Here is a 22,370-nt window from a genome sequence, read left to right as displayed (position 1 = left end):
AGACGCCGAAAAGTGCTCCCTGTGGTCGGGCTCGTCCCCGCACGACGCCGTCCCGAGGGTCCGCCTGCCCAGCCGACGAGTTCCGTGCAGGCGCACCGATGAGTTCGACCCGGCGCCGTCGTCGGACCTGACGACCGCATGCCAACCCGGGCGGAACCCGCAGACCCGGGCCACGCAACAGACGCGGAACAGACCAGGAGCGAGCACCATGACCGACAAGAAGACCCACACCCTGGACGTGCCGGGCGCCGTCCTGACCTATGACGTGCGGGCGGCGCAGACCCCGACCGACGAGCCGCCGCTGGTGCTCATCGGCCTGCCCATGGGCGCGGAGGGTTTCACCACCCTGGCGGGTCACTTCACCGACCGGACCCTGGTGACCTACGACCCGCGCGGTGTGGAGCGCAGCACCCGCACGGGCGACGACCTGCCCGTGATCGAGGACCATGCCGACGACGTGCACCGGATCATCGAGGCCGTGGGCGGCGGCCCGGTGGACCTCTTCGCCTCCAGCGGTGGCGCCGTCGTCGCGCTCGACCTCGCCGCGACCCACCCGGAGGACCTGCGGACCGTCATCGCGCACGAGCCTCCGCTGCCCGGCGTGCTCCCGGACCGCGACGCCGTGGTCGCGGCCATGACGGACGTCCACGACACCTACCAGGCGAAGGGCTTCGGCGCGGGGATGGCCAAGTTCATCGCGCTGGTCATGGCCACGGGCGAGATCCCCGCGGACTACACGGCGCAGGCCGACCCCGACCCGGCGATGTTCGGCATGCCCACCGAGGACGACGGCACCCGCAACGACCTGATGCTGGGCGTGAACATGCTGACGCTGCCCCGGTACGAGCCCGCCTGGGACGTCCTCAAGGCCGGTGCGCCCGAGGTCCTGGTCGCCGTCGGCGAGGACACGGGCGAGGAGATCACCGGGCGAGCCGCACGTGCGGCGGCAGCGCGGCTCAGCGCCGAGCCGCTCGTCTTCCCCGGCGGGCACGGCGGGTTCGGCGGCGGGGAGTACGGCCAGCCGGCCGACAAGCCGGTGGAGTTCGCGGCGAGACTTCGCGAGGTCCTCGCCCGCTTAGCGGGCCGAGCCGACCAGCGGCATCGTGATCGGCAGTACGTCAGGTGATCGGCAGTTCGAGCTGCCGATCACCTGACGTACTGCCGATCACCCGCTCCCAGCCCGAGCGGCGCGCGTCAGTGCGCGTGGTCGCCCAGGTCCGCGACGACGACGGCGAGCGTGCCGGGGCCCACGTGCACCCCGAGGACGGCGCTCAGCGGCGTGACCTCGACGTCCGCCCGCGTGCGCGTGTGGAGGCGGCCGGCGAGGGCGAGCGCCCGGTCGTGCGCGCCGAAGTGGTGGACGGCGACCACGGGCCGCGTCGCCTCGGCGACGTACCCGGCAGCCTGCTCCAGCAGCCGTTCGGCGCCGGCCGCGCGGGTGCGCACCCGCTGGGCCAGCTCGATGGCGCCGTCGGACAGCCGCAGGATCGGCTTGACGCCCAGGACCGTGCCGAGGGCGGCCGCCGGGCCCGACAGGCGTCCGCCGCGCCGCAGGTGCTCCAGCGTGTCGACCACGAACACGGCGTGGGCCGTCGCGGCGACCTCCATGGCCCGCGCGGCGACATGGGTGGCGTCGGCCCCGGCGGCGGCGCACTCGGCGGCGGCGCGGGCCGCGAAGCCGAGGCCCGCGGCCGCCGTCCGCGAGTCCACCGCGCGTACCTGCAGGGGCGACCGCGCCGCCGCGGTGCCTGCCGAACCGACGGTGCCCGACAGCGCGCCCGACAGGTGCACCGAGACGACCGACCGGACGCCCTGCTCACCGAGGCTGCGGTAGACCGCGGCGAACGCCTCGGGGGACGGCTGCGACGTGGTCACCTGCTCGCCCTCGGAGACGAGCTCGGCGAGCCGGTCGGGCGTGATGTCCTCGCCCTCGGCATAGGCCTCGTCGCCCACCAGGACGCGCAGCGGCACCACGACCGGGCCGCCCGTCGAACCGGCGGGGAGGCAGGCGGTCGAGTCGGTGACGACCCGCACCTCCTGGGGTGCCGGGCGGGAAGGACGACGACGGTTGCGCATGACCGCGACACTCTATCCGTGCGGGGAACCCGACGGCGAAACGCCCGGGACCCTCCCCGCGCGCGGCACCAGGGGCCGACTTAGCATCCGAGACATGCCCGATGCATCGACGCCAGATCTCGCCGCTCTGCGCGAGGCCGCCGCCGCGGCCCAGAAGGCCCTCGAGGAGGCGGAACGGGCTGCAGCGCCAGCGGCCCCCGAGACGGGCGGGCCGGAGACGAGCGGGCAGGAGACGCGCGAGCCCGAGACGGGCGAGCCGGAGGAGGCGGCGCCGGCGTCGTCCGAGGTGCCCGACGCTCCCGCCGGCGCGCCCGACGGCTACGCGGCCGAGGTCGCCGCGGGCTACGCGGCCGAGGCCACGCTGCCGCTGGGCGCCCTCCTCGAGGGCGAGCCCGGCGGTGAGGCCACGCCGAACCCGCGGGTCCAGGTCGGTTTCGCGCTCTCGATGCTGAACCGGCACGGCCTGGTGGCGGGCGCCACGGGAACCGGCAAGACCAAGACGCTCCAGGGCATGGCCGAGGGGCTGTCACTGGCCGGGGTGCCGGTCTTCCTGGCGGACGTCAAGGGCGATCTGTCCGGTCTCGCGCTGCCCGGTCCGGACAACCCGAAGGTCGCGGAGCGCGCGGCCAGCATCGGGCAGGACTGGCGGCCGACGCAGTACCCGGTCGAGTTCTACTCGCTCGGCGGGATCGGCAAGGGCGTACCGATCCGCACGACGGTCACCGACTTCGGGCCGCTGCTGATGTCCAAGGTGCTGGGCCTCAACGAGACCCAGGAGTCGAGCCTCACGCTGATCTTCCACTGGGCCGACACGAAGGGCCTGGCGCTGCTGGACCTCAAGGACCTGCAGTCGGTGATCGCCTACCTGACCTCGGACGAGGGCAAGGGGGAGCTCAAGGGCATCGGGGGCGTCTCGGCGGCTACGGCCGGCGTCATCCTGCGCGAGATCGTGGGGCTGGAGGGGCAGGGCGCCGACGTGTTCTTCGGCGAGCCCGCGTTCGCGACGTCGGACCTGATCGCGACCAGGGGCGACCTGGGCGTGCTCAGCGTGCTGGAGCTGCCCGCGGTGCAGGACCGGCCGCAGCTCTTCTCGACGTTCCTCATGTGGCTGCTCGCGGACCTCTTCCAGGACCTGCCCGAGGTGGGTGACGCCGAGAAGCCGAAGCTCGTGTTCTTCTTCGACGAGGCGCACCTGCTGTTCGCGGACGCATCCAAGGACTTCCTGCAGCAGGTGGTCCAGACGGTGCGGCTGATCCGGTCCAAGGGGGTCGGCGTCTTCTTCGTGACGCAGTCGCCCAAGGACGTGCCGTCCGACGTCCTGGCCCAGCTCGGCAACCGGGTGCAGCACGCGCTGCGCGCCTTCACGCCCGACGACGCCACGGCGCTGCGGGCCGCGGCCCGCACCTTCCCGAAGTCGCCGTACGACCTGGAGCGGCTGCTGCAGTCGCTCGGCACGGGTGAGGCGGTGGTCACCGTGCTGACCGAGAAGGGCGCGCCCTCCCCCGTCGCGTGGACCCGGGTGCGGGCGCCGCAGGCCTCGATGGAGCCGGCCGGCGACGCCGTGATCGACCAGGTCGTCGCGGCCTCCCCCGGCCAGGCGCGGTACGGCACCCCGGTCGACGCGGAGTCCGCGTTCGAGCTGCTGCAGGCGAAGGCGCAGGAGCAGGCCGCCGGCCGCGCGGCCGCCGAGGGCTCGGCCACCGCGGCCGCGGACGAGCGGGAGCTGGCCAAGGAGCGCGCCCGGCTCGAGAAGGAGGCGGCGACGCGCGAGAAGGCGGAGGCCCGCCACAAGGAGCAGGCCGCCCGCGACCGCAACCGGGTGGTCACGTCGCTGGCCAAGACGGCGGGCACGGTCCTGGTCCGCGAGCTGACCCGCTCGCTCTTCGGCACCCGCAAGCGCTGAGGGCCGGCCGGCCCGACGAGCGGGCCTCCCTGGAGCGTGTGAGACTCGGGCGTGCTCTTCGCTTACATAGATGAGACCTCGAACTCGCGGTGTTACCGGACGGTGGGCCTTGTCGTGCGCGCTCCCGACGTGCGTGTGTTCGCGGAACAGCTCGACGCGGTAGTCGCCCGAGCAGCCGAAGCGTTCGGTGGGATCGATGCGGACACCGAGCTGCACGGCCACGACCTGTTCGGTGCGACGCAGGAGTGGGCTCCCCTGAAGCCGGTCGTGCGAGCCCGCATCTCGATCTATCGGCAAGCCCTCGACGTGACGGCAGCACACGCGGAGGGCATCTGGATCGAAGGACTGGACCGGCAGGGATTCCGTGATCGCTACGCCGAACAGCACGACGAGCACATCACGGTGCTCCTCCACCTGCTCGAGAAGCTGAACCGCTACGCCAACCGGCACGGCGAGGACCTGGTGGTGATCGCTGACGAGCACCGGACGGCAAGGAGCGCTCAAGCCGCTCTGCGCAGAGCGCGCCGTGAACGTATCTGGGGGTATCGGGGCAAGCCCCAGCGCATCGCGGACACGGTCTACTTCGTTTCGTCGGCCGGTAGCCGCCTTGTCCAGGCAGCGGACCTCGTTGCCTTCCTGTATCAGCGGCTTGCGGACGGCGTGGACCGCGACGAGCGCGCAGCCGCGGCCAACAGGAACCTGTGGTCTGTGCTGGAGGGCGTCCCAGTCCACGACCGGCTCTGGGAGCCCTAGACGCACGACAGCCCCCGGCTGTGCGGGGGCTGAAGGCAGGGCGCTCAGGATCTCTCCCTCTTGCGCCCTTTCACTATAGGCCTAGCGCCGGGCATGGTCCACAAGGGACCTGCCCGGCGCTGATGACGCCTGGCGGGTCAGGCCGGGACGATGTTGACCAGCTTCGGGGCCCGGACGATCACCTTGCGCACCCCGCGGCCGTCCAGGAACTTGACCACGTTCGGCTCGGCCAGCGCCGTCGCCTCCAGGTCCTCCGCGGAGATGTCCGGGGCCACCTCGAACTTGGCCCGCACCTTGCCCTGCACCTGGACCACGCAGGTCACGGTGTCCTGGACCAGGTAGGCCGGGTCGGCCGCCGGGAAGGGCGCGTGCGCCAGCGACTCCTCGTGCCCGAGCCGCGACCACAGCTCCTCCGCGATGTGCGGCGCGATGGGTGCCGTCATGAGGATCAGCGGCTCCACGGCCGAGCGCGGCACGCCCGACAGCCCCGTGAGGTGGTTGTTCAGCGTGATGAGCTTGGCGATCGCGGTGTTGGGCCGCATGTTCTCCATCTCGACGCGGACGTCGGCGATAGTGCGGTGCACGGCGCGCAGGGTCGCGGTGTCGGGCTCCTCGTCGGTGACGGTGAGCTCGCCCGTCTCCTCGGAGACGACGTTGCGCCACAGCCGCTGCAGGAACCGCTGCGACCCGACGACGGCGCGGGTCTCCCACGGGCGCGACAGGTCCAGCGGACCCATCGACATCTCGTAGACGCGGAACGTGTCGGCGCCGTACTGCTCGTACATCTCGTCGGGCGTCACGACGTTCTTGAGCGACTTGCCCATCTTCCCGTACTCACGGTTGACGGGCTGGCCCTGCCAGGTGAACCCGGTCTGCTCGTCGCCCTCGACCTCCTCGGCGGGCACGTACTGGCCGCGCGAGTCGGTGTAGGCGTACGCCTGGATGTAGCCCTGGTTGAAGAGCTTGCCGAACGGCTCGACGCCCGTGACGTGGCCCAGGTCGAAGAGGACCTTGTGCCAGAACCGCGCGTACAGCAGGTGCAGCACGGCGTGCTCCACGCCGCCCACGTAGAGGTCGACGCCGCCGGCCGGGCCGGACGTCGGGTTGTGCTGCGGCCCCAGCCAGTACTTCTCGAGCTCGGGCAGCGCCGCCGCCGAGGTCTCCGCGGGGTCGAGGTAGCGCAGGTAGTACCAGCACGACCCGGCCCAGTTGGGCATGGTGTTGGTGTCGCGGCGGTACTTCTTGGGCCCGTCACCCAGGTCGAGAGTGACGTGCACCCAGTCGTCGTTGCGGCCCAGCGGCGCCTCGGGCTCGGAGTTCGCGTCCTCCGGGTCGAAGGTGCGCGGCGCGTAGTCGGGCACGTCCGGCAGGTCCACCGGCAGCATCGCGTCGGGGATCGCGACCGGGCGGTCGTCCTCGTCCCACACCACGGGGAACGGCTCGCCCCAGTAGCGCTGGCGGCTGAACAGCCAGTCGTTGAGGCGGTAGGTCGTGGTGCCCTCGCCGATGCCCTTGCTCTCCAGCCAGGCGATGATCTTGGCCTTGGCCTCGACCACGCCCAGGCCGTCCAGCGAGATCTCGTCGTTGGCGGACCGCACGGCGACGCCGTCGCCCGCGTACGCGCCGGTGTGGCCCTCCGGCAGGCCGCCGGCCGGCTCGACCGTGTAGATCACCGGCAGGTCGTAGGCCTCGGCGAACGCGAAGTCGCGCTCGTCGCCGCCGGGCACGGCCATGATGGCGCCGGTGCCGTAGCCCATGAGCACGTAGTCCGCGGTGAAGACCGGGACCTGGAGGCCGCTGACCGGGTTGACGGCCAGGTGTCCGGTGAACACGCCGGTCTTCTTGCCGGCGTCCGCCTGCCGCTCGACGGCGGTCTTCGCGGACGCCTCGCGCCGGTAGGCGGCGACGGCCTCGACCGGGGTGTCGTACCCGCCGGTCCAGGCGGAGCGTGTGCCGTCGGGCCAGGCCGCGGGGACCTCGTCGAGCAGCGGGTGCTCCGGCGCGACCACCATGAACGTGGCGCCGAACAGCGTGTCGGGGCGGGTGGTGAAGACCTCCAGCGAGCCCGCCGCGCCGGCCGGGTCGCCCTCGGCGGTGCCGACGACGTCGAACCGCACGTTGGCGCCCGTGGAGCGGCCGATCCAGTTGCGCTGCATCGACTTGACCTTCTCGGGCCAGTCGATGAGCTCCAGGTCGTCCGTGAGGCGGTCGGCGTAGGCGGTGATGCGCATCTTCCACTGGCGCAGGTTGCGCTGGAAGACGGGGAAGTTGCCGCGCTCGGACCGGCCGTCGGCCGTGACCTCCTCGTTCGCGAGCACGGTGCCCAGGCCCGGGCACCAGTTGACCGGCGAGGAGTCGATGTAGGCGAGCCGCTGGGCGTCGATGACGTCCCGCTGCTCGAGCTCGCTCAGCGCGGACCAGACGGCGCCGCCGGCGTTGTCGCCGTCGTGCCCGGGGACGGGGCGCGTGCCCGCGGCCAGCTCGGCGCGCAGCTCGGCGATGGGGCGCGCGCGGCCCTTGCCCTTGCCCTTGCCGGAGCCGGTGACGGGGCCGGGACGCTCGGCGTCGGCGTCGTACCAGGACTCGAAGATCTGCAGGAAGATCCACTGCGTCCAGCGGACGTACTCGGGGTCGATGGTCGCGAACGTGCGCCGCGAGTCGTGGCCCAGGCCGAGGCGGCGCAGCTGCCGGCGCATGTTGCCGATGTTGGCCTCGGTGGTGGTGCGCGGGTGCTGGCCCGTCTGGACGGCGTACTGCTCGGCGGGCAGGCCGAAGGCGTCGTAGCCCAGCGCGTGCAGCACGTTGTCGCCGCGCATGCGGCGGAAGCGCCCGGTCACGTCCGTGGCGATGTAGCCCAGCGGGTGGCCCACGTGCAGACCCGCACCGGAGGGGTACGGGAACATGTCCATGATGAAGTACGGGTCGCCCGCCGCCGGGCTCCCGCCCGGCCCCGCAAGTCGCCCCTGCGGGTTCGCCGCGTGGAACGTGCCGCGCTCCTCCCAGATGTCCTGCCAGCGCAGCTCGATCTGCTGCGCGAGGGTCGGGGTGTAGCGGAAACGGGGCTCGTCGGGAGACGTGGTGCGCTCGGGTGCGTCGGGCATGGTCACCCGCCCGAGTCTACCGACCGCGCGGGTGCGCGGCCCTCGCTCGTCCACAGCCTCCAGGGTTCACCCGACATTCGCCCCCACCTCCCCCGAAGTTCGCCCCCCGGGTGCTCGAATTGCCCGCATGATGCCCTCGTTGCGAAAGATCCTCGCCACCAGCATCGCCGCCGCGACCGTGTGGACGGCGTCGACCGCCGTCGCCGCGCCGCTGCCCGACGACGACGCCCGGGGCGGCCCCGCCGCCCGCGCCGACCACGTGATCTTCCTCGCGCTGGACGGGTTCGACGTCGACTACCTCGACCTGGTGCGCGACGGCGCCGGCTCCCCTGGCACCGTCGAGATGCCGAACCTGCGCGCCCTCCTGCGCGCGGGCAGCGTCACCACCTCGACCGGCGTGATGACCTCGATCACCAACCCGTCGTGGTCCTCGGTCGCCACGGGCGCCTGGCCCGCGACCCACCGCAACACCGCCTACTGGTTCGACGCCGCGAGCAACACCGCGCGGGGCCAGCAGCGCGACCTCGCCGTGCCGACCGTCGCGGAGTCGGTCCGGGAGCAGGGCGGCACCGTCTTCTCGGCGCAGTGGTTCATCCTGCAGAACCACGGCGTCACCTTCGGCGACCCCGACGCCCTGTACACGCAGCCCGGCGGCGACTGCGCGCGCCGCACCGACGACGTCGTCTCCGTGCTGCGCGGCGAGCCCGTCAGCTCGAACGGCCAGCTTGTCACGACCAACGGCGTCCCCGACCTGATCACGGTCTACTGCGACACCCTCGACGCGATCGGGCACGACGGCGGCGACGCGGACCCCCGCATCCCCGGCGCCCTGGAGGACATCGACCGGCAGATCGGCCGCATCGTCGCCGCCACGCAGGAGGCAGGTGTCCGCGACCGCACGGCGTTCGTCATCACGGGCGACCACGGCATGACCACCTTCGACAAGGGCTTCGCCGCCGAGGGGCTCGCCGCGATCGAGGCGGCCGGCTTCACCCCGCAGGTCCTGACCAGCGGGCAGTCCCCGGCGCCCGGCACCGACGTCGTGATCGTCGTGGGCGGGGTCGCCGACGTGCGCCTCGTCGGCGAGCGGGCCGGCGACCGCGCCGCCGTCCGCCGCCTGGAGCGGGCGCTGACGGCGCTGCCGCAGGTGCGGAACGTCTTCGACAAGGCCGACCAGCGACGGCTGCGCATGAGCCCGAACCACGGCGACCTGCTCGTGGAGCCGGAGCCCGGCTGGTCGTTCGGAGCCACGCCCGCCGACCCGGCCGGCCGCCACGGCGCGACCACCGAGCTGCGGATCCCGCTCGTTCTCGCCGGTGCCGGCGTGCGGCCGGGCGCGCACCCGCGCGACCCGCACCACGTCGACGTGGCCCCGACGATCTCCGCGCTGCTGGGCTACACGCCGCCGTCCGGCAGCGAGGGCCGTGTGCTGCGCGAGGCGCTGCGCCGCTGAGCCGTCCGGGGCGGGGCCCCTGAGAGCGACCCGGTCAGAACGAGTCGATCAGGGGCCCGCCCACCGCGATCATCAGCCAGGCCACGGCCGCCACGTAGCCGATGACCAGGATGATGTGCCGGTTGCCGACCATCACGTCCCGCAAGCCGGCACCGACGGGCAGGTCGCCCGACTGCACGCCGCGCACCAGCTGGTACCAGAGGAGCGGCCACATGATGGTCCACACGACCATGCAGTAGGGGCACAGCGCCACGATCGCGTAGAAGCTGGTCCACATCAGGAAGAACACGAGCGCCTGGCCGAGCACGGTGCCGACCAGCAGCGACATCCAGTACCAGCGGGGCAGGCGGGCGCCGATCAGCAGCACCACGCCCGTGGTGATCACCACGGGGAACGCCGCGACACCCAGGTAGGGGTTGGGGAAGCCGAGCAGCGCGCCCTGCCACGACGACATCGCGGCGCCGCAGTCGACGAACAGGTTGATGCTGCAGGACGCCGTCCGGTCCGGGTCGAGGAGCTTGAGGTACTTCTCCCAGGCCAGGGCGAAGGAGGCGGCGAAACCGACCGCGCCCAGCACCACCAGGAGCAGCGCCACGGCCCGGCCGCCGAGCGGCTTCGGTCCGTACGTGGCGACCTCGTTCTCGCCGTCCGGCGAGCTGTCCATCGAGCTGTCCGACGACGTCGTGGTCGCCCCGGTCTCAGTCACCCGCCCTACGCTACCGGCGCAGTCTGGGACATTGCTGAGACCCGGGTCACAGTGCGGTCTCCGTCGGCTGGTGCACCACTCGCTGCCGCCCGAACGCCACGATCAGCCCGAGGCCCAGCACGGTGACGACGGCGCCGGCCCACGCGGGCGCCAGGTAGCCCCAGCCCGCGTCGATGACGACGCCGCCCAGGAACGCCCCGGCGCCGTTGGCCACGTTGAGCCCGGCGTGGCACAGCGCGGCGCCCAGCGACGGCGCGCCGGGCGCCAGGTCCATGAGCCGGGTCTGGAACGCGAGCCCCAGCACCTGCGAGGTGACGCCCAGCAAGAACAGCGAGACGAGTGCGGGCACCACCGAGGCGCCGGTCAGCGCGAACAGCACGAGCGAGGCGGCGGTGGCCACGAAGCCGATGAGGACGGCGCGCAGCACGCCGCGGTCGGCGAGCCGCCCGCCGATCTGGGTGCCGACCGTCATGCCGACGCCGAACAGGGCGAGCACCCACGGCACGGCGCCGCCGCGCAGGCCCGTCACGCCTGTCATGGTGGGGGCCACGTAGGTGTAGACGGCGAACATGCCGCCGAACCCGATCGCGCCGGCCACGAACGCGAACCACAGCGGCCCGTTGCGCAGGGTCGCCAGCTCGGTGCGCACCGAGCGGCCCTCGCCGCCCGCGCCGGCGGGGATCAGCCGCCAGAGCCCGAGGAGCGTGGCGGTGCCCAGCACGCCGATCAGCACGTAGGAGACGCGCCAGCCGAACGCCTGACCCACCCACGTGGACAGCGGCACGCCGACGACGTTCGCGATGGTCAGGCCGGTCATCATCGTCGCGACCGCCCGCCCGCGCTGGGCCGGCCCGGCCACGGCGGCACCGACCGCGGCGCCGACGCCGAAGAACGCGCCGTGCGGCAGCCCCGCGAAGAAGCGCCCGACCACGAGCCACCCGATGTCGGGCGCCGCGGCGGACAGCACGTTCGCCACCGTGTAGAACCCCATCAGCGCCAGCAGGAGCCGTTTGCGCGACATCCGCGCCGCGGCCACGGTCAGCAGCGGCGCCCCGACGACCACGCCGAGCGCGTACGCGGTGATCGTGTGCCCCACCTGCGGGTCGGTGGCACCGAGGTCGAGCCCGACGTCGGGCAGCAGGCCCATCGCGGCGAACTCGGTGGTACCGATCGTGAACCCGCCCACCGCCAGCGCGACGAGCGCGGGCGCGGCGCGGCGCATCGAGCCGGGCCGCGGCGCCTGGTCCGGGGCGTTCTGGGGTGCACTCGTCGCCATGGGGTCTCCGGGGGGTGTCGTATCGATTCGGCTGACCGTCGGCGACACCGGCGACGAACAAGGAGGGAACGGGAGAAGACTACTCCTGCGCCACCCACACGCGGGAGGCCGCGAGCAGGCCGAGATCGGCCACGCGCTCGTCGGCGTCGTCCGCCCCGCCGCCGACCGCCGCGCCGTCGGGCCCGGGAGCGGGCGGGCACGTCCAGGCGACGGCGACCGTCCCCGCGAACTCGCGCCGCGTGGTGACCTCCACCCGGAGGTCCAGGTCCAGGCCCAGCTCCGCGAGGTACCGCAGCGCCTCCGGGTCGGCGTCCGAGATCCGCACCACCGTGCCCGCGTCGCCCGCGTGCATCGACGACAACGGCACCGCGTCGGGCCGCACCACCGTGCCGTCGGCAGACGGGATCGGGTCGCCGTGCGGGTCGCGCGACGGGTTGCCCAGTCGCGCCGCCATCCGCTCCACGAAGACGTCCGAGACCGCGTGCTCCAGCACCTCGGCCTCGTCGTGCACCTCGTCCCACCCGTACCCGAGCTGTTCCACGAGGAACGTCTCCAGGAGCCGGTGGCGGCGCACCATCATGAGCGCGAGCCTGCGGCCCTCGTCCGTCAGCCGGATCGCGCCGTACCGCTCGTGCTCCAGCAGCCCCTGACCGCTCAGCCGACGCACCGTCTCGGACACCGTGGACGCGCCCACACCCAGCCGGTCCGCCAGATGCTTGGTGGTCACCTTCTCGTCCGACCACTCCTGGGCCGACCACACCGCCTTCAGGTAGTCCTGGGCGACGGGCGTCAGCTCGGCCGGGTCGGTTGTGATCTCCACGCCCCGAGCCTAGTTGCCCGACGCCGACGACGACGGTGTCGGGCCGGCATCCGGCACGTCGCCCGGTGTGTCGTCGGGCACCTCGTCCGGCAGCGGCGCCGGCTGCGGGACGGGCCGCCGCTCGCTCACGGCCGCCTCCCCCTCCGGTGTCACCTCGACGAGCTGCCAGTCCACGAACTGCCGCCGCTCCGGGTCGAACCGCAGCACCGTCATCTGGGAGGTGTCCCGCAGCGGCCCCACCGAGGCGTTCCCCTTCGTGGCCCCGCCGGTGCTCGCGTTCACGTACCGCACGCCGTGACCCACCACGTCGGGGCCGATCCGCGTGTGCATGTGCCCCGAGATCTGGAACGGCACACAGCCGGACTCCAGCGCCGCGTCGCCCACCGCGGGCTGGTGGATCAGCAGCAGGTCCACCCGGTCCTCCGCCGTGAACCCGCCCAGCCCGGCCTCCCCGGCCGCCTCGCACGCGACGTCCCGCAGCCGCTCCCCGGCCTCCTCGGGCGTCTCCTCGCGCGCGATCACCGTGCCGCCGCCGATCCGCGTCTCCAGCGGGTCCCGGTCCCCCAGGATCCGCACCCCCTCCACCTCGACGACCTCACCGTCGAGCACGACCTGCCGGTTCGCCAGCTCGGTGGCCGTCGTCAGGCGCGAGTCGTGGTTGCCGTCGGAGACGACGAACGGGACGCCGTCCGGCACCGCGGAGGCGAAGGAGTCCACGCACACCGACTCCACGCTCGTCCCGTTGATCGTGGTGTCCCCGGAGTTGAGCATGACGTCGGGTGCCAGCCGGTCCGCGAGGTCACGGATGAGCGGCGTCATCCCCGTGTTGCAGTGCAGGTCGGAGACCAGCAGGAACGTCACGTAGTCCGGCGCCCCCGGACTGCTCGACACCGTCGCGTCCTGTTCGCCCTCCGCCGCCTCCTGCTCCGCGACCCGGGCGTCCCACGCCGCCATCAGCTTCTCCCGGGCACCCGCGTAGAACACCTCGTTGGCCTGGTACGTCTCCACCAGCTGGCTGCTGTACGTGTCGATCACGCCCGCCAGCCGGCCCGTGATCCGCGCACCCTCCAGGGCCGTCCCCGCGAAGACCGGCGAGGCCGGCAGCGCGGCCCGCTCCTCGGGCCCGGCGCTCGCCGTGGCGGTCGCGGCCACCAGCACGACGACGACGCCGGCCGCGGTGATCTCCCAGGTGCGGGCCGCGAAGGTGCGGGCGAGCTCCCGCCGTCGGGAGGCGCCGAGCAGAGCCCGCAGGCCGACCGCGACACCCACCAGCACCACCGCGGCGGCCGCCGCGCCGCGCAGCGCGTCCCAGACCAGCGCCCACGCCACCGTGCGCGCCGTCCGCTGGGGGGTGTCGAAGAACTGGAGGTATCCGTCGAGGTCACCCGCGAGCGCGTCGAAGCTGGCCGCGTCCACGGCCGACAGGTCGGCGGGGATCTCGTGCACCGTGATCCGCACCCCGAGCGTCAGGGGCAGCGGGGAGTCGGTGACGACGGTGCCGAGCGGGCCGAGGTCGGCGACGATCTGGTCGTCCGCGGTGACGGCGTAGGTCGCCTCGTGCGGGCCGAGGCTGAGGTCGGCCCTCGCCGTCGTGATCCCGAACATCAGGCAGAACAGGGCGGCTGCCCCTCCGGCAAGGGTCCAGCGCAGCCAGCGGGGCGGGTTGGGACGACTCATCTCCTCTACCTTTTCATGCGTGCGCCGCGCTCACCCGCCGCCCGGGCGGACGGTGGCGCGGCGGGCGCCCCGGGCGGACGACGGCGCGGCGTCCGCCGGCGCGCCGTCCGCGGGCGGCACGATGGGGGCCGTGTTCGTCCTCGAGTCCGTCTGGCGTCCGGCCGCCCCCACCGCACGGGTCTGGTCGGTGCTCGCCGACCCGCGGTTCACCTGGCCCGACTGGTGGCCCGGCCTGACCGCGGGGGCGACCCACGGCGTCGTCGGGCCGGACGGGCTGGCCGCGCCCGGGACGTGGGCACACCTGCGGGTGCGCAGCCCGCTCGGGTACGCCCTGCGGTTCCGGCTGGACCTGAGGGAGACGACGGCGCCGTCCGACGGCGTGGCCGGGCGCGCCCGGCTGGACGTCACGGGCGACCTGGAGGGCCAGGCGGACGTGACCGTCGCGGACACGCCGGCCGGCACGCCGTCGGCGGCGGAGGTCCGGCTCCTGTGGCAGGTGTCCCCGGGGCCGCCCTGGTTCCGGGCGGCAGCGACCCTCGCCCCGGCCCCGCTGTCCTGGGCGCACGCCCACGTGATGCGGGCGGGCGAGCGCGGCCTGACGACCCACCTCGCCCCGTTCGCGGCGCGCTGACCTCCCGCCCGCGGCGCCGACCTCGACGCGGGGAGGTCAGCCGGTCTTGCGGGACTTCTTGGCGTCCGCGACGCTGCGCTTCAGCGCCTCCATGAGGTCCACGACCTCGGCGCCCTCGCCCTCCTCCTCGGCCTTCTCGCCGAACGTCGCCGCCGTGTCGACGGTCTCGCCCGCCTCCAGCTTCGCGTCCACGAGCTTGCGCAGCTGCACCTGGTAGTCGTCCTCGTAGTCCTCGGGCGTGAAGTCCGCCTCGAAGCTGCCGACGAGCTGGGCCGACATCGTCAGCTCCTTGGCGCTCACCTTCGCGGGCTCGTCGAGGGACGGGAACGCGGCCTCGCGGATCTCGTCGGCCCACAGGAGCGTCTGCAGCACCAGGACCTCGTCCCGCACCCGCAGCGCCGCGAGGCGGGTGCGCTGCCGCAGCGCGAACTTCACGATCGCCGTGCGGTCGGTCTCCTCCAGCGTGCGGCGCAGCAGCACGTACGCCTTCGTGGACTTGGAGTCCGGCTCCAGGTAGTAGGTCCGGTCGAACATGATCGGATCGATCTGCTCGCTGGGCACGAACTCGACCACCGAGATCTCGCGGTCCCGCTCGGCGGGCAGCTCGGCGAGGTCCTGCTTGGTGAGCACGACGGTGCGCTCGCCGTCGTCGTAGGCCCGGTCGATGTGCTCGTACGGCACCACCTCGCCGTCGATCTCGCACACGCGCTTGTACCTGATGCGTCCGCCGTCGGCGTCATGCACCTGGTGCAACGGCACGTCGTGGTCCTCGGTCGCGCTGTACAGCTTGACCGGGACGTTGACGAGACCGAAGGTCACGGCACCCTTCCAGATCGCCCTCATCCATCTATGGTGCGCCCCAAGCGCACGACATGCCCAGGTTTAGTCCCGGGCGCGGTTTCCCGAGGGCGTCAGAGGCCGCAGCGGTCCAGCTTCGCGGCGAGCTCCGCGTTGGTGGGCTCCACCAGGTGCTCGCCGTCGGGGAACACCAGCACCGGGATGGACTTGCGGCCGGTCAGCGCCTCGGCCTCGTCGGCGCGGGTGGGGTGGGCGGCGAGGTCCACGTAGACGTAGTCCACGCGCCGGACGTCGAGCACCGCCTTGCTGCGCCGGCAGTCCCGGCACCACTCGGCGCCGTACACGGTGAGCCGCTCGGGCCGGCCGATCGAGGGAGCGTCGGCGGCAGCCGGCAGGGGCGCCAGGGACACGTCGATCGAGATGTCAGAAATCACTCGCGGGAGCCTAGCGGAGTTCTTCACCCGGCCTCTACACCGTTCGAGTGATCTCGCCGACTCCGCGTACGACTCCTGAACGACTCCCGCACGCGACTCCCGCGCGCGACTCCTGCGGCCGCGGCCAACCGGCGGCACGATGGTGGGATGGCGACGACGCAGACGGTCACGGTGGACGGCCACCGCCTGCGCCTGAGCAACCTCGACAAGGTGCTCTACCCGACGTCGGGCACCACCAAGGGCGAGGTGCTGCACTACCTGGCGGAGGTGGCGCCCGTGCTGCTGCCGCACGCCGCCAACCGCCCCGCGACCCGCAAGCGCTGGCCCGACGGCACGGGCGGGCAGATGTTCTTCCAGAAGAACCTCGACGCCTCCACCCCCGACTGGGTCAAGCGCCGGTCGATCCAGCACAAGACGTCGGCCAACGACTACGTGCTGGTCAACGACCTGGCGACCCTGACCTGGCTGGGCCAGACCGCGACGCTGGAGCTGCACACCCCGCAGTGGCAGTTCGGCCGCACGGGCGCCCGCCTCGACCCCGACCGGCTCGTGCTCGACCTCGACCCCGGGCCCGGCGCCGGGCTCGCCGAGTGCGCCGAGGTCGCGCGCTGGGCCCGCGAGATCCTCCAGGGCATGGACCTGGAGCCGTACCCCGTCACGTCCGGGTCCAAGGGCATCCACCTGTACGCGGCCCTCGGCAAGGCGGCCGACACCCGCCTCGACTCCGACGCCGTGTCCGCCGTCGCGCACGAGCTCGCCCGCTACCTGGAGGCCGAGCACCCCGACCTGGTGGTCAGCGACATGAGCAAGGCCCTGCGCGCGGGCAAGGTGCTGGTCGACTGGTCGCAGAACAACGGCAACAAGACCACGATCGCGCCGTACTCCCTGCGCGGCCTCGACCGGCCCTGGGTCGCGGCGCCCCGCACCTGGGCGGAGCTGGAGGACCCGGACCTCGCCCAGCTCACCCCCGAGGACGTGCTCGCGCGCATCGCGGCCGACGGCGACCTCCTCGCGCCCCTGCTGGAGGGGCACCTCGCCGCCCTGGAGCCGACGCCGGAGCGCCTGGCCACCTTCCAGAAGCTGGAGACCTACCGCGCCAAGCGCGACCCGGCGAAGACCCCGGAGCCGTTCGGGCCCGGAGCACAGGTCGAGCCCACCTCGGAGGTCGAGACCGTCGAGACCGACCCCACCTTCGTGATCCAGGAGCACCACGCCCGCCGCCTGCACTGGGACTTCCGGCTGGAGCACGAGGGCGTGCTGGTGAGCTGGGCCCTGCCCCGCGGCGAACCCACCGACCCCGGCAAGAACCACCTCGCCGTGCAGACCGAGGACCACCCCCTGGAGTACGGCGCGTTCGAGGGCAGCATCCCGGGCGGCGAGTACGGCGCGGGCGAGGTCACGATCTGGGACTCCGGCACGTACGACCTGGAGAAGTGGCGCGACGACGAGGTCATCGTCACGCTGCACTCCGCGGAACGGGGGGCCCGGCGGCTCGCCCTGATCCGTACCGGCGGGCGCGACGGCGACGCCGAGAACAACTGGCTGATCCACCTGACCAAGGCCCAGCCGGACGGCTCCCCCGCCCCGGTGAGTGCTGGACATCTGTCGCCGTCAGCACCCCCGAGCCCGCAGAAACCCAGCACTCAACGAGAGGCGGAGGCCGGCGGGCGGCGTCGGGCCATGCTCGCAACCGCCGCCGCACCCGGCGACCTCACCCGGCCCGACGACTGGGCCTTCGAGATGAAGTGGGACGGCTTCCGCGCCCTCGCGCACGTCCAGGACCCCGAGACCCTGCGCCTGGTCAGCCGCTCCGGGCAGGACCTCACCGTCACGTTCCCCGAGCTCGCCGCGCTCGCGGGCCAGGTCGACGCCGCCCGCCTGCCCGTCGTGCTCGACGGCGAGATCGTCGCCCTCGACCGCGCCGGCCGCCCCGACTTCCGCCGCCTCCAGCATCGCGCCAACCTGCACAAGGAGCGCGACGTCGCCCGCGCCAGGGCGCAGGTCCAGGTGGACCTCATGCTGTTCGACGTGCTGGTCGCCGACGGCGACGACGTCACCGCCCGCCCCTACACCGAGCGACGCGAGCTCCTGGAGTCCCTGGTCACGCCCAGCGCGCCCATCCACCTCCCGCCCGCGTTCGACGGCGACCTGGAGGCCGCCCTCCGCACGTCCCGCACCCTCCGGCTGGAGGGCGTGGTGGCCAAGCGCCGCACCTCCACCTACGCCGGACGGCGCTCGCGCGAGTGGCTCAAGATCAAGCACCAGGCCATGCAGGAGGTGGTGATCGTGGGCTGGCGGCCGGGCCGCGCGGACTCCTCCGTCATGGGTTCGCTGCTCATGGCGGTGCCGGAAGCCACACCGGACACCGGCGGCGACGCCGTCCTGCGGTACGTCGGCCGCGTCGGCACGGGCTTCTCCGAGCGGGAGCGCCGGGAGATCACCACGCGGCTGCGGGGCATGGAGCGCAAGACGCCGGGGGTGTCCGGGGTGCCGGCCGAGGACGCGTCGGACGCCCGCTGGGTCACGCCCAGCCTGGTGGGCGAGGTGACGTACGCGGACTGGGCCGAGGGTCCGGACGGCGCCTCGGGCGAGCGGCGCATGCGGCACTCGGTGTGGCGGGGCTGGCGCCCGGAGAAGTCGCCGGCGGACGTGGTGGTCGAGGCCGCCGGTGCACCTTGACGCGGGTGACCCGGGTGACGCGGGTGACCCGGGTGACGCGGGTGGCGCGGGTGGCGCGGGTGACGTGGGTGGCGCGGGTGACGCGGGTGACGGGGGTGGCGCGGCGGACCGGGCGAGTGCGGGGAGGCGCCGGGAAGTGCGCTTCTACCCCGCCATCTGGCCCGGAACCAGGTCGTTTCCGGGCCAGATGGCGGGGTAGAAGCGCACTTTGGTCGGGAGGCCCGGCCGCTTGGCACACTATTACTCGGTGGCTACTCGGTGACGCACGCTGTGCGTGCCACGGCCCACACGGCGTGCACGGAATAGCGGCGTCCGCCAGGCCCGTTGTCGCCTGCATGCGAGCCATCACCTATGCACAGTTCGGCAGCGCGGACATCCTGGCGCTCACCGAGCAGCCCGACCCGCACATCGGCCCCGACACCGTCGTCGTCCGCGTGCGGGCCGCGTCGGTCAACCCCGTCGACTGGAAGATCCGCCAGGGGTACCTGCAGGGGCTCATCGACACAGAGCTGCCCGCGATCCCGGGCTGGGACGTCGCCGGCGTCGTCGAGCAGGTCGGCCTGGACACCCCGGAGTACCAGGTGGGCGACGAGGTGTACGGCTACGTGCGCAAGGACACCGTGCACGGCGGCACGTTCGCCGAGCTGGTCGCCGCGCCCGTGCGCACCCTGGCCCGCAAGCCGGCGTCGCTGAGCTTCGAGGAGGCCGCGGCGGTCCCGCTCGCGGGCCTCACCGCCTACCAGTCGATCCAGCGGACCGGCGTCAAGGACGGGCAGACCGTGCTGGTGCACGCCGCGGCCGGCGGCGTCGGCGCGTTCGCGGTGCAGATCGCCCGAGCCCAGGGCGCCCGCGTCATCGGGACGGCGAGCGAGCGCAACCACGAGTTCCTGCGCGGCCTGGGCGCCGAGCCCGTGACCTACGGCGACGGCCTGGCCGACCGCGTGCGGGCGCTCGCCCCCGACGGCGTCGACGTCGTGCTGGACTTCGTGGGCGGCGGGGCGGTCGCAGACAGCACGAGCCTCCTGGCCGAAGGCGGCACCATCGCCTCGATCGCCGACCCCACCGCCCGCAGCGAGCACGGCGGGCACTACGTGTGGGTGCGGCCGTCGACCGCCGACCTCGACGCGCTCACCGCGCTCTTCGACGCCGGCAAGCTGACCGTCGAGGTCGCGCAGGTCTTCGACCTGGCCGACGCCGCGGACGCGCACCGCGCCAACGAGTCGGGCCACACCCGCGGCAAGGTCGTGGTCCGGGTCTGACGCGGGGCCGGGCCGGCCTGCGCGCGGCACCGCGCCGGGCCGGCCCCGGGGCTGGGTCAGGGGGCCGGGGCTGACGCCGACGCCGGGTTCAGAGCCGGAGCTGGCGCTGGCGTCAGCGCCGGCGCTGGGGCTAGCACCGGGCTGGGGGCTGGGGGCTGGGGGCTGGGGGCTGGGGGCTGGGGGCTGGGGGCTGACGCCGGGTCCAGCGCCAACGCCGGGGTCAGGGCCGACGCTGGCGCTGGCGTCAGCCGCAGCGGCACTCCGCATGATCGGCAGGACGTCGGGCAGTCGGCAGAGCGTCAGGCGGTCGGCAGAACGTCAGGCAGTCGGCACAACGTCGGGCGGTCGGCAGGACGTCAGGTGGTAGGCAGAACGTCAGGCGGTCGGCACAACGTCGGGCGGTCGGCAGAACGTCGGGCGGTCGGCACAACGTCAGATGGTCGGCATTCCGAGCTGCCGATGACCTGACGTACTGCCGATCACCTGACGTGTTGCCGATCATCCGGGCGGGCGCAGGTCGCGCCGAGGCGGACGCAGCAGCGCGCCCGGGCGGGAACGGGGCTCAGCCGTAGACCGGCGGGTAGCTGATCGTGCCGCGCAGCGTCGGGTCGGCCGGGTCGTACGCAGGGAGCAGGTGGACCTGGCCCGCCTCGGGCGGGGCCCAGTCCGGCAGCTGCATGTCGATCCCGTGGTCGCGGGCCGCGACGAAGCCGAGCGCCCCGTAGTACGCCGGGCTGCCCTCCAGCACGACGAACGGCTCGCCCGCCCGCTCAGCCTCCGCGAGCGCGGCCCGGACCAGCGCCGAGCCGATGCCGCGCCGCTGGTGCTCCGGCAGCACGCCGAGCGGGGTGAGCATCGCGACCTCGCGCTGCCCGGCCTCTCCCGTGACGGTGCAGCCGGTGATCATGACGTGGCCCACCACAGCGTCGTCGGACACCGCTACCAGCGACGTCGCCGGGCGGTAGATCGAGGACTCGCGGATGCGGTCGACGCCGTCGGCGACCCGGTCCTCGCCGAAGGCCGCGACCTGCACCGTGCGGATCGCGGGAAAGTCCTCCGGCGTCTCGGGCCGGATCACCCAGTCGCTCATGCGTCGGCAGGCTCGGCCGAGGCTGCCTGCTCGGCCGCCTTCTCCCCTGCCGCGACCTCTTCGCGCGAGCGGAGCACGCAGAACTCGTTGCCCTCCGGGTCGGCGAAGGTCACCCAGCCCGAGCCGGGCCCGTAGATCCCGCGGTGGTCGGCGACGACGGTGGCACCGTGCGCCTTGACCCGCTCGATCTCGGCGTCCCGCAGGTCGGCGCGCGGCCGCAGGTCGAGGTGGACCCGGTTCTTGACTGACTTGGCCTCCGGCACCTCGATGAACAGGACATCGACGCCCTCGCCGTCCGGGTCGACGATCGTGCACTCCTCGTGACCGGGCAGGTTCGGGTCGCCGGGCACGTCCTCGTAGCCGAGCACCGGTTTCCACCACTCGGAGAGCGAGTAGGGGTCGGACGAGTCCACGGTCACGTGCGAGATGAAGGAAGCCATGACCGGGACCCTGACACACCCACCCGCACCGACCCAACGCAAATATGCCCGGATGCAGGTGGTCGGCGGAACGTCAGGTGATCGGCAGTCCGAGGTGCCGACCACCTGACGTTCCGCCGCCCACCCGTCCGGCCTGCCGCCGGGGCGGGTGGGCGGGTCGGGCTGCTGGGGCGGGTGGAGCAGGTGGGGGTGGCGGGAGGTGGTGGAGCGGGGTCAACGCCTCGCGGAGATCACGTGGGAGGCGGCGGAGGATGCGGTGCTCCGCCTGGTCGGGCGTGTCGGACGACGTGACGCGGACGACGCCCCAGCCCTCCTCGCGGAGGTGGTCCTCGCGGCGTTTCTCGTCGAACAGCGCGCGGTCGGCATCGTGCCCCGGGCCCAGCGCGCCGCGGGTGTACTTGACCCGTCCGTCGAACTCGGCCAGCAGCCGCAGCTCGGCCCAGCCCAGATCGGCGCGACAGTCGCCGTGCGGCGTGCGCACCTGGAGCTGGGTGGTCGGCCGGGGCAGGCCGGCCCGCACCACGATGTAGCGCAACCAGGTCTCCCACACCGATTCCGCGCCCGGGTCCGCCAGCTCGAGCACCAGCCGCGCCCGACGCCGCCCGCGTGGATCGCGCCGCGCGTCCAGCACGGCGAGGGCGGCAGCCCGGTCCATCCCGAGCGCGAGCGCGTGGTCCGCGATGACGAGCGCGAGCAGCGGGTGCAGCGTGACACAGCAGTCGACGACCGTACGCTCCAGGGTCGTCGTCGCCACCCCGTCGAGCACGGTCCGCTCGTCCTCGGCAAGGTCGAGACGGTGGCGCGCGATGTCGTCGGCCGAGGCCGACGAGGCCCGGTACTTCTGCACGACGTGGACACGGTCGGGCAGCTGCCACAGCCGCAGTCCGTGCAGCAGCGCGGCGGACTCGTGACTCACCCAGGCCTGGCGAAGCTGAGCAGCGACCGCTCGTGTGCGCGCCAAGGCCTGGTCGTCGGCATCACGGAAGCGGTCGCCGGTCGACGGCTGCGGACGGCGATAGGCGCCTCGGCGGATCCGCTCCGCCCGGTTGGTGCGGAGCGCGCGGCGCAGCGCCTCCCGGTCATGGTGGCGAGCGAGGACGATCCCGGTCTGGTTCATGCCTCGACGGTGCCGCACGATCACCTGCCGCGGCGGCCCCTCGACTGCCGCCTGTGCACGAACCCCCGGAACCAGCACCTGTGGTCGCGCTCCTCGCGGCCCATACCCTCACCGAGGGTCTCTCCGCTCCACCAACGATCTGCCCCACGCCCCACCG

The 22,370-nt window shown here is 73.3% G+C and carries 18 protein-coding genes; 7 read left to right on the top strand and 11 right to left on the bottom strand.

Annotated elements, in window-relative coordinates; translation table 11 throughout:
* The first annotated feature begins 208 nt into the window (after window positions 1–208).
* Window positions 209–1,126 (top strand): alpha/beta fold hydrolase, encoded by a 918-nt coding sequence (locus ACH45N_RS26005; RefSeq protein WP_397398859.1) that lies wholly within the window; start codon window positions 209–211, stop codon window positions 1,124–1,126.
* A gap of 68 nt (window positions 1,127–1,194) precedes the next feature.
* Here the strand turns inward: ACH45N_RS26005 and ACH45N_RS26000 are convergent, their stop codons facing one another.
* On the bottom strand, window positions 1,195–2,076 hold the full coding sequence (locus ACH45N_RS26000; protein ID WP_397398858.1) for a DegV family protein: 882 nt from the start codon (window positions 2,074–2,076) through the stop codon (window positions 1,195–1,197).
* 94 nt (window positions 2,077–2,170) lie between these two features.
* On the opposite strand from ACH45N_RS26000, the gene ACH45N_RS25995 reads away from it, so the two are divergent.
* Both ACH45N_RS25995 and ACH45N_RS25990 read left to right on the top strand, forming a co-directional pair.
* On the top strand, window positions 2,171–3,979 hold the full coding sequence (locus tag ACH45N_RS25995; RefSeq protein ID WP_397398857.1) for a helicase HerA-like domain-containing protein: 1,809 nt from the start codon (window positions 2,171–2,173) through the stop codon (window positions 3,977–3,979).
* 51 nt (window positions 3,980–4,030) lie between these two features.
* Window positions 4,031–4,732: a DUF3800 domain-containing protein gene (locus tag ACH45N_RS25990; RefSeq protein WP_397398856.1), complete on the top strand. Its 702-nt coding sequence runs from the start codon at window positions 4,031–4,033 to the stop codon at window positions 4,730–4,732.
* Window positions 4,733–4,869: 137 nt separating this feature from the next.
* On the opposite strand, the gene leuS is transcribed toward ACH45N_RS25990, so the two are convergent.
* Window positions 4,870–7,833: a leucine--tRNA ligase gene (gene leuS / locus ACH45N_RS25985; RefSeq protein WP_397399505.1), complete on the bottom strand. Its 2,964-nt coding sequence runs from the start codon at window positions 7,831–7,833 to the stop codon at window positions 4,870–4,872.
* Between the two features lie 139 nt (window positions 7,834–7,972).
* Between leuS and ACH45N_RS25980 the strand changes: the two genes are divergently transcribed.
* Window positions 7,973–9,286, top strand: a complete 1,314-nt coding sequence (locus tag ACH45N_RS25980) for an alkaline phosphatase family protein (RefSeq protein ID WP_397398855.1) — start codon at window positions 7,973–7,975, stop codon at window positions 9,284–9,286.
* A gap of 34 nt (window positions 9,287–9,320) precedes the next feature.
* On the opposite strand, the gene ACH45N_RS25975 is transcribed toward ACH45N_RS25980, so the two are convergent.
* The 4 genes from ACH45N_RS25975 to ACH45N_RS25960 form a co-directional block, all read right to left on the bottom strand.
* Window positions 9,321–9,992 (bottom strand): vitamin K epoxide reductase family protein, encoded by a 672-nt coding sequence (locus ACH45N_RS25975; RefSeq protein ID WP_397398854.1) that lies wholly within the window; start codon window positions 9,990–9,992, stop codon window positions 9,321–9,323.
* A 46-nt stretch (window positions 9,993–10,038) separates the two neighbouring features.
* The gene (locus ACH45N_RS25970; RefSeq protein ID WP_397398853.1) at window positions 10,039–11,268 is read right to left on the bottom strand and encodes an MFS transporter; all 1,230 of its coding nucleotides are present in this window, start codon (window positions 11,266–11,268) and stop codon (window positions 10,039–10,041) included.
* 79 nt (window positions 11,269–11,347) lie between these two features.
* A complete protein-coding gene (locus ACH45N_RS25965) occupies window positions 11,348–12,088 on the bottom strand; it encodes a metal-dependent transcriptional regulator (RefSeq protein ID WP_397398852.1) in 741 nt (246 codons plus the stop codon).
* A 9-nt stretch (window positions 12,089–12,097) separates the two neighbouring features.
* Window positions 12,098–13,765: a metallophosphoesterase gene (locus ACH45N_RS25960; protein WP_397398851.1), complete on the bottom strand. Its 1,668-nt coding sequence runs from the start codon at window positions 13,763–13,765 to the stop codon at window positions 12,098–12,100.
* Between the two features lie 19 nt (window positions 13,766–13,784).
* Between ACH45N_RS25960 and ACH45N_RS25955 the strand changes: the two genes are divergently transcribed.
* Window positions 13,785–14,396 carry a hypothetical protein gene (locus tag ACH45N_RS25955; protein WP_397398850.1) on the top strand — a complete coding sequence of 204 codons (612 nt, stop codon included), beginning with the start codon at window positions 13,785–13,787 and terminating at the stop codon, window positions 14,394–14,396.
* A gap of 36 nt (window positions 14,397–14,432) precedes the next feature.
* Here the strand turns inward: ACH45N_RS25955 and ACH45N_RS25950 are convergent, their stop codons facing one another.
* Both ACH45N_RS25950 and ACH45N_RS25945 read right to left on the bottom strand, forming a co-directional pair.
* Window positions 14,433–15,239: a Ku protein gene (locus ACH45N_RS25950; protein WP_397398849.1), complete on the bottom strand. Its 807-nt coding sequence runs from the start codon at window positions 15,237–15,239 to the stop codon at window positions 14,433–14,435.
* A gap of 68 nt (window positions 15,240–15,307) precedes the next feature.
* Window positions 15,308–15,628 (bottom strand): glutaredoxin family protein, encoded by a 321-nt coding sequence (locus tag ACH45N_RS25945; protein ID WP_397398848.1) that lies wholly within the window; start codon window positions 15,626–15,628, stop codon window positions 15,308–15,310.
* Between the two features lie 147 nt (window positions 15,629–15,775).
* On the opposite strand from ACH45N_RS25945, the gene ACH45N_RS25940 reads away from it, so the two are divergent.
* Window positions 15,776–18,307: an ATP-dependent DNA ligase gene (locus tag ACH45N_RS25940; protein WP_397398847.1), complete on the top strand. Its 2,532-nt coding sequence runs from the start codon at window positions 15,776–15,778 to the stop codon at window positions 18,305–18,307.
* A 335-nt stretch (window positions 18,308–18,642) separates the two neighbouring features.
* Window positions 18,643–19,566, top strand: a complete 924-nt coding sequence (locus ACH45N_RS25935; protein ID WP_397398846.1) for an NADP-dependent oxidoreductase — start codon at window positions 18,643–18,645, stop codon at window positions 19,564–19,566.
* 562 nt (window positions 19,567–20,128) lie between these two features.
* Here ACH45N_RS25935 and ACH45N_RS25930 read toward each other — a convergent pair.
* The 3 genes from ACH45N_RS25930 to ACH45N_RS25920 form a co-directional block, all read right to left on the bottom strand.
* On the bottom strand, window positions 20,129–20,656 hold the full coding sequence (locus ACH45N_RS25930) for a GNAT family N-acetyltransferase (RefSeq protein WP_397398845.1): 528 nt from the start codon (window positions 20,654–20,656) through the stop codon (window positions 20,129–20,131).
* Window positions 20,653–21,096 carry a VOC family protein gene (locus tag ACH45N_RS25925; protein WP_397398844.1) on the bottom strand — a complete coding sequence of 148 codons (444 nt, stop codon included), beginning with the start codon at window positions 21,094–21,096 and terminating at the stop codon, window positions 20,653–20,655. The genes ACH45N_RS25930 and ACH45N_RS25925 overlap by 4 nt, the downstream gene beginning before the upstream one ends.
* 73 nt (window positions 21,097–21,169) lie before the next feature.
* Window positions 21,170–22,213, bottom strand: a complete 1,044-nt coding sequence (locus ACH45N_RS25920) for a hypothetical protein (RefSeq protein WP_397398843.1) — start codon at window positions 22,211–22,213, stop codon at window positions 21,170–21,172.
* Between the last annotated feature and the right edge of the window lie 157 nt (window positions 22,214–22,370).

Source organism: Promicromonospora sp. NPDC019610 (assembly GCF_044389365.1).
Lineage (GTDB): Bacteria > Actinomycetota > Actinomycetes > Actinomycetales > Cellulomonadaceae > Promicromonospora.
This window is presented reverse-complemented; position numbering and strand designations above follow the sequence as displayed.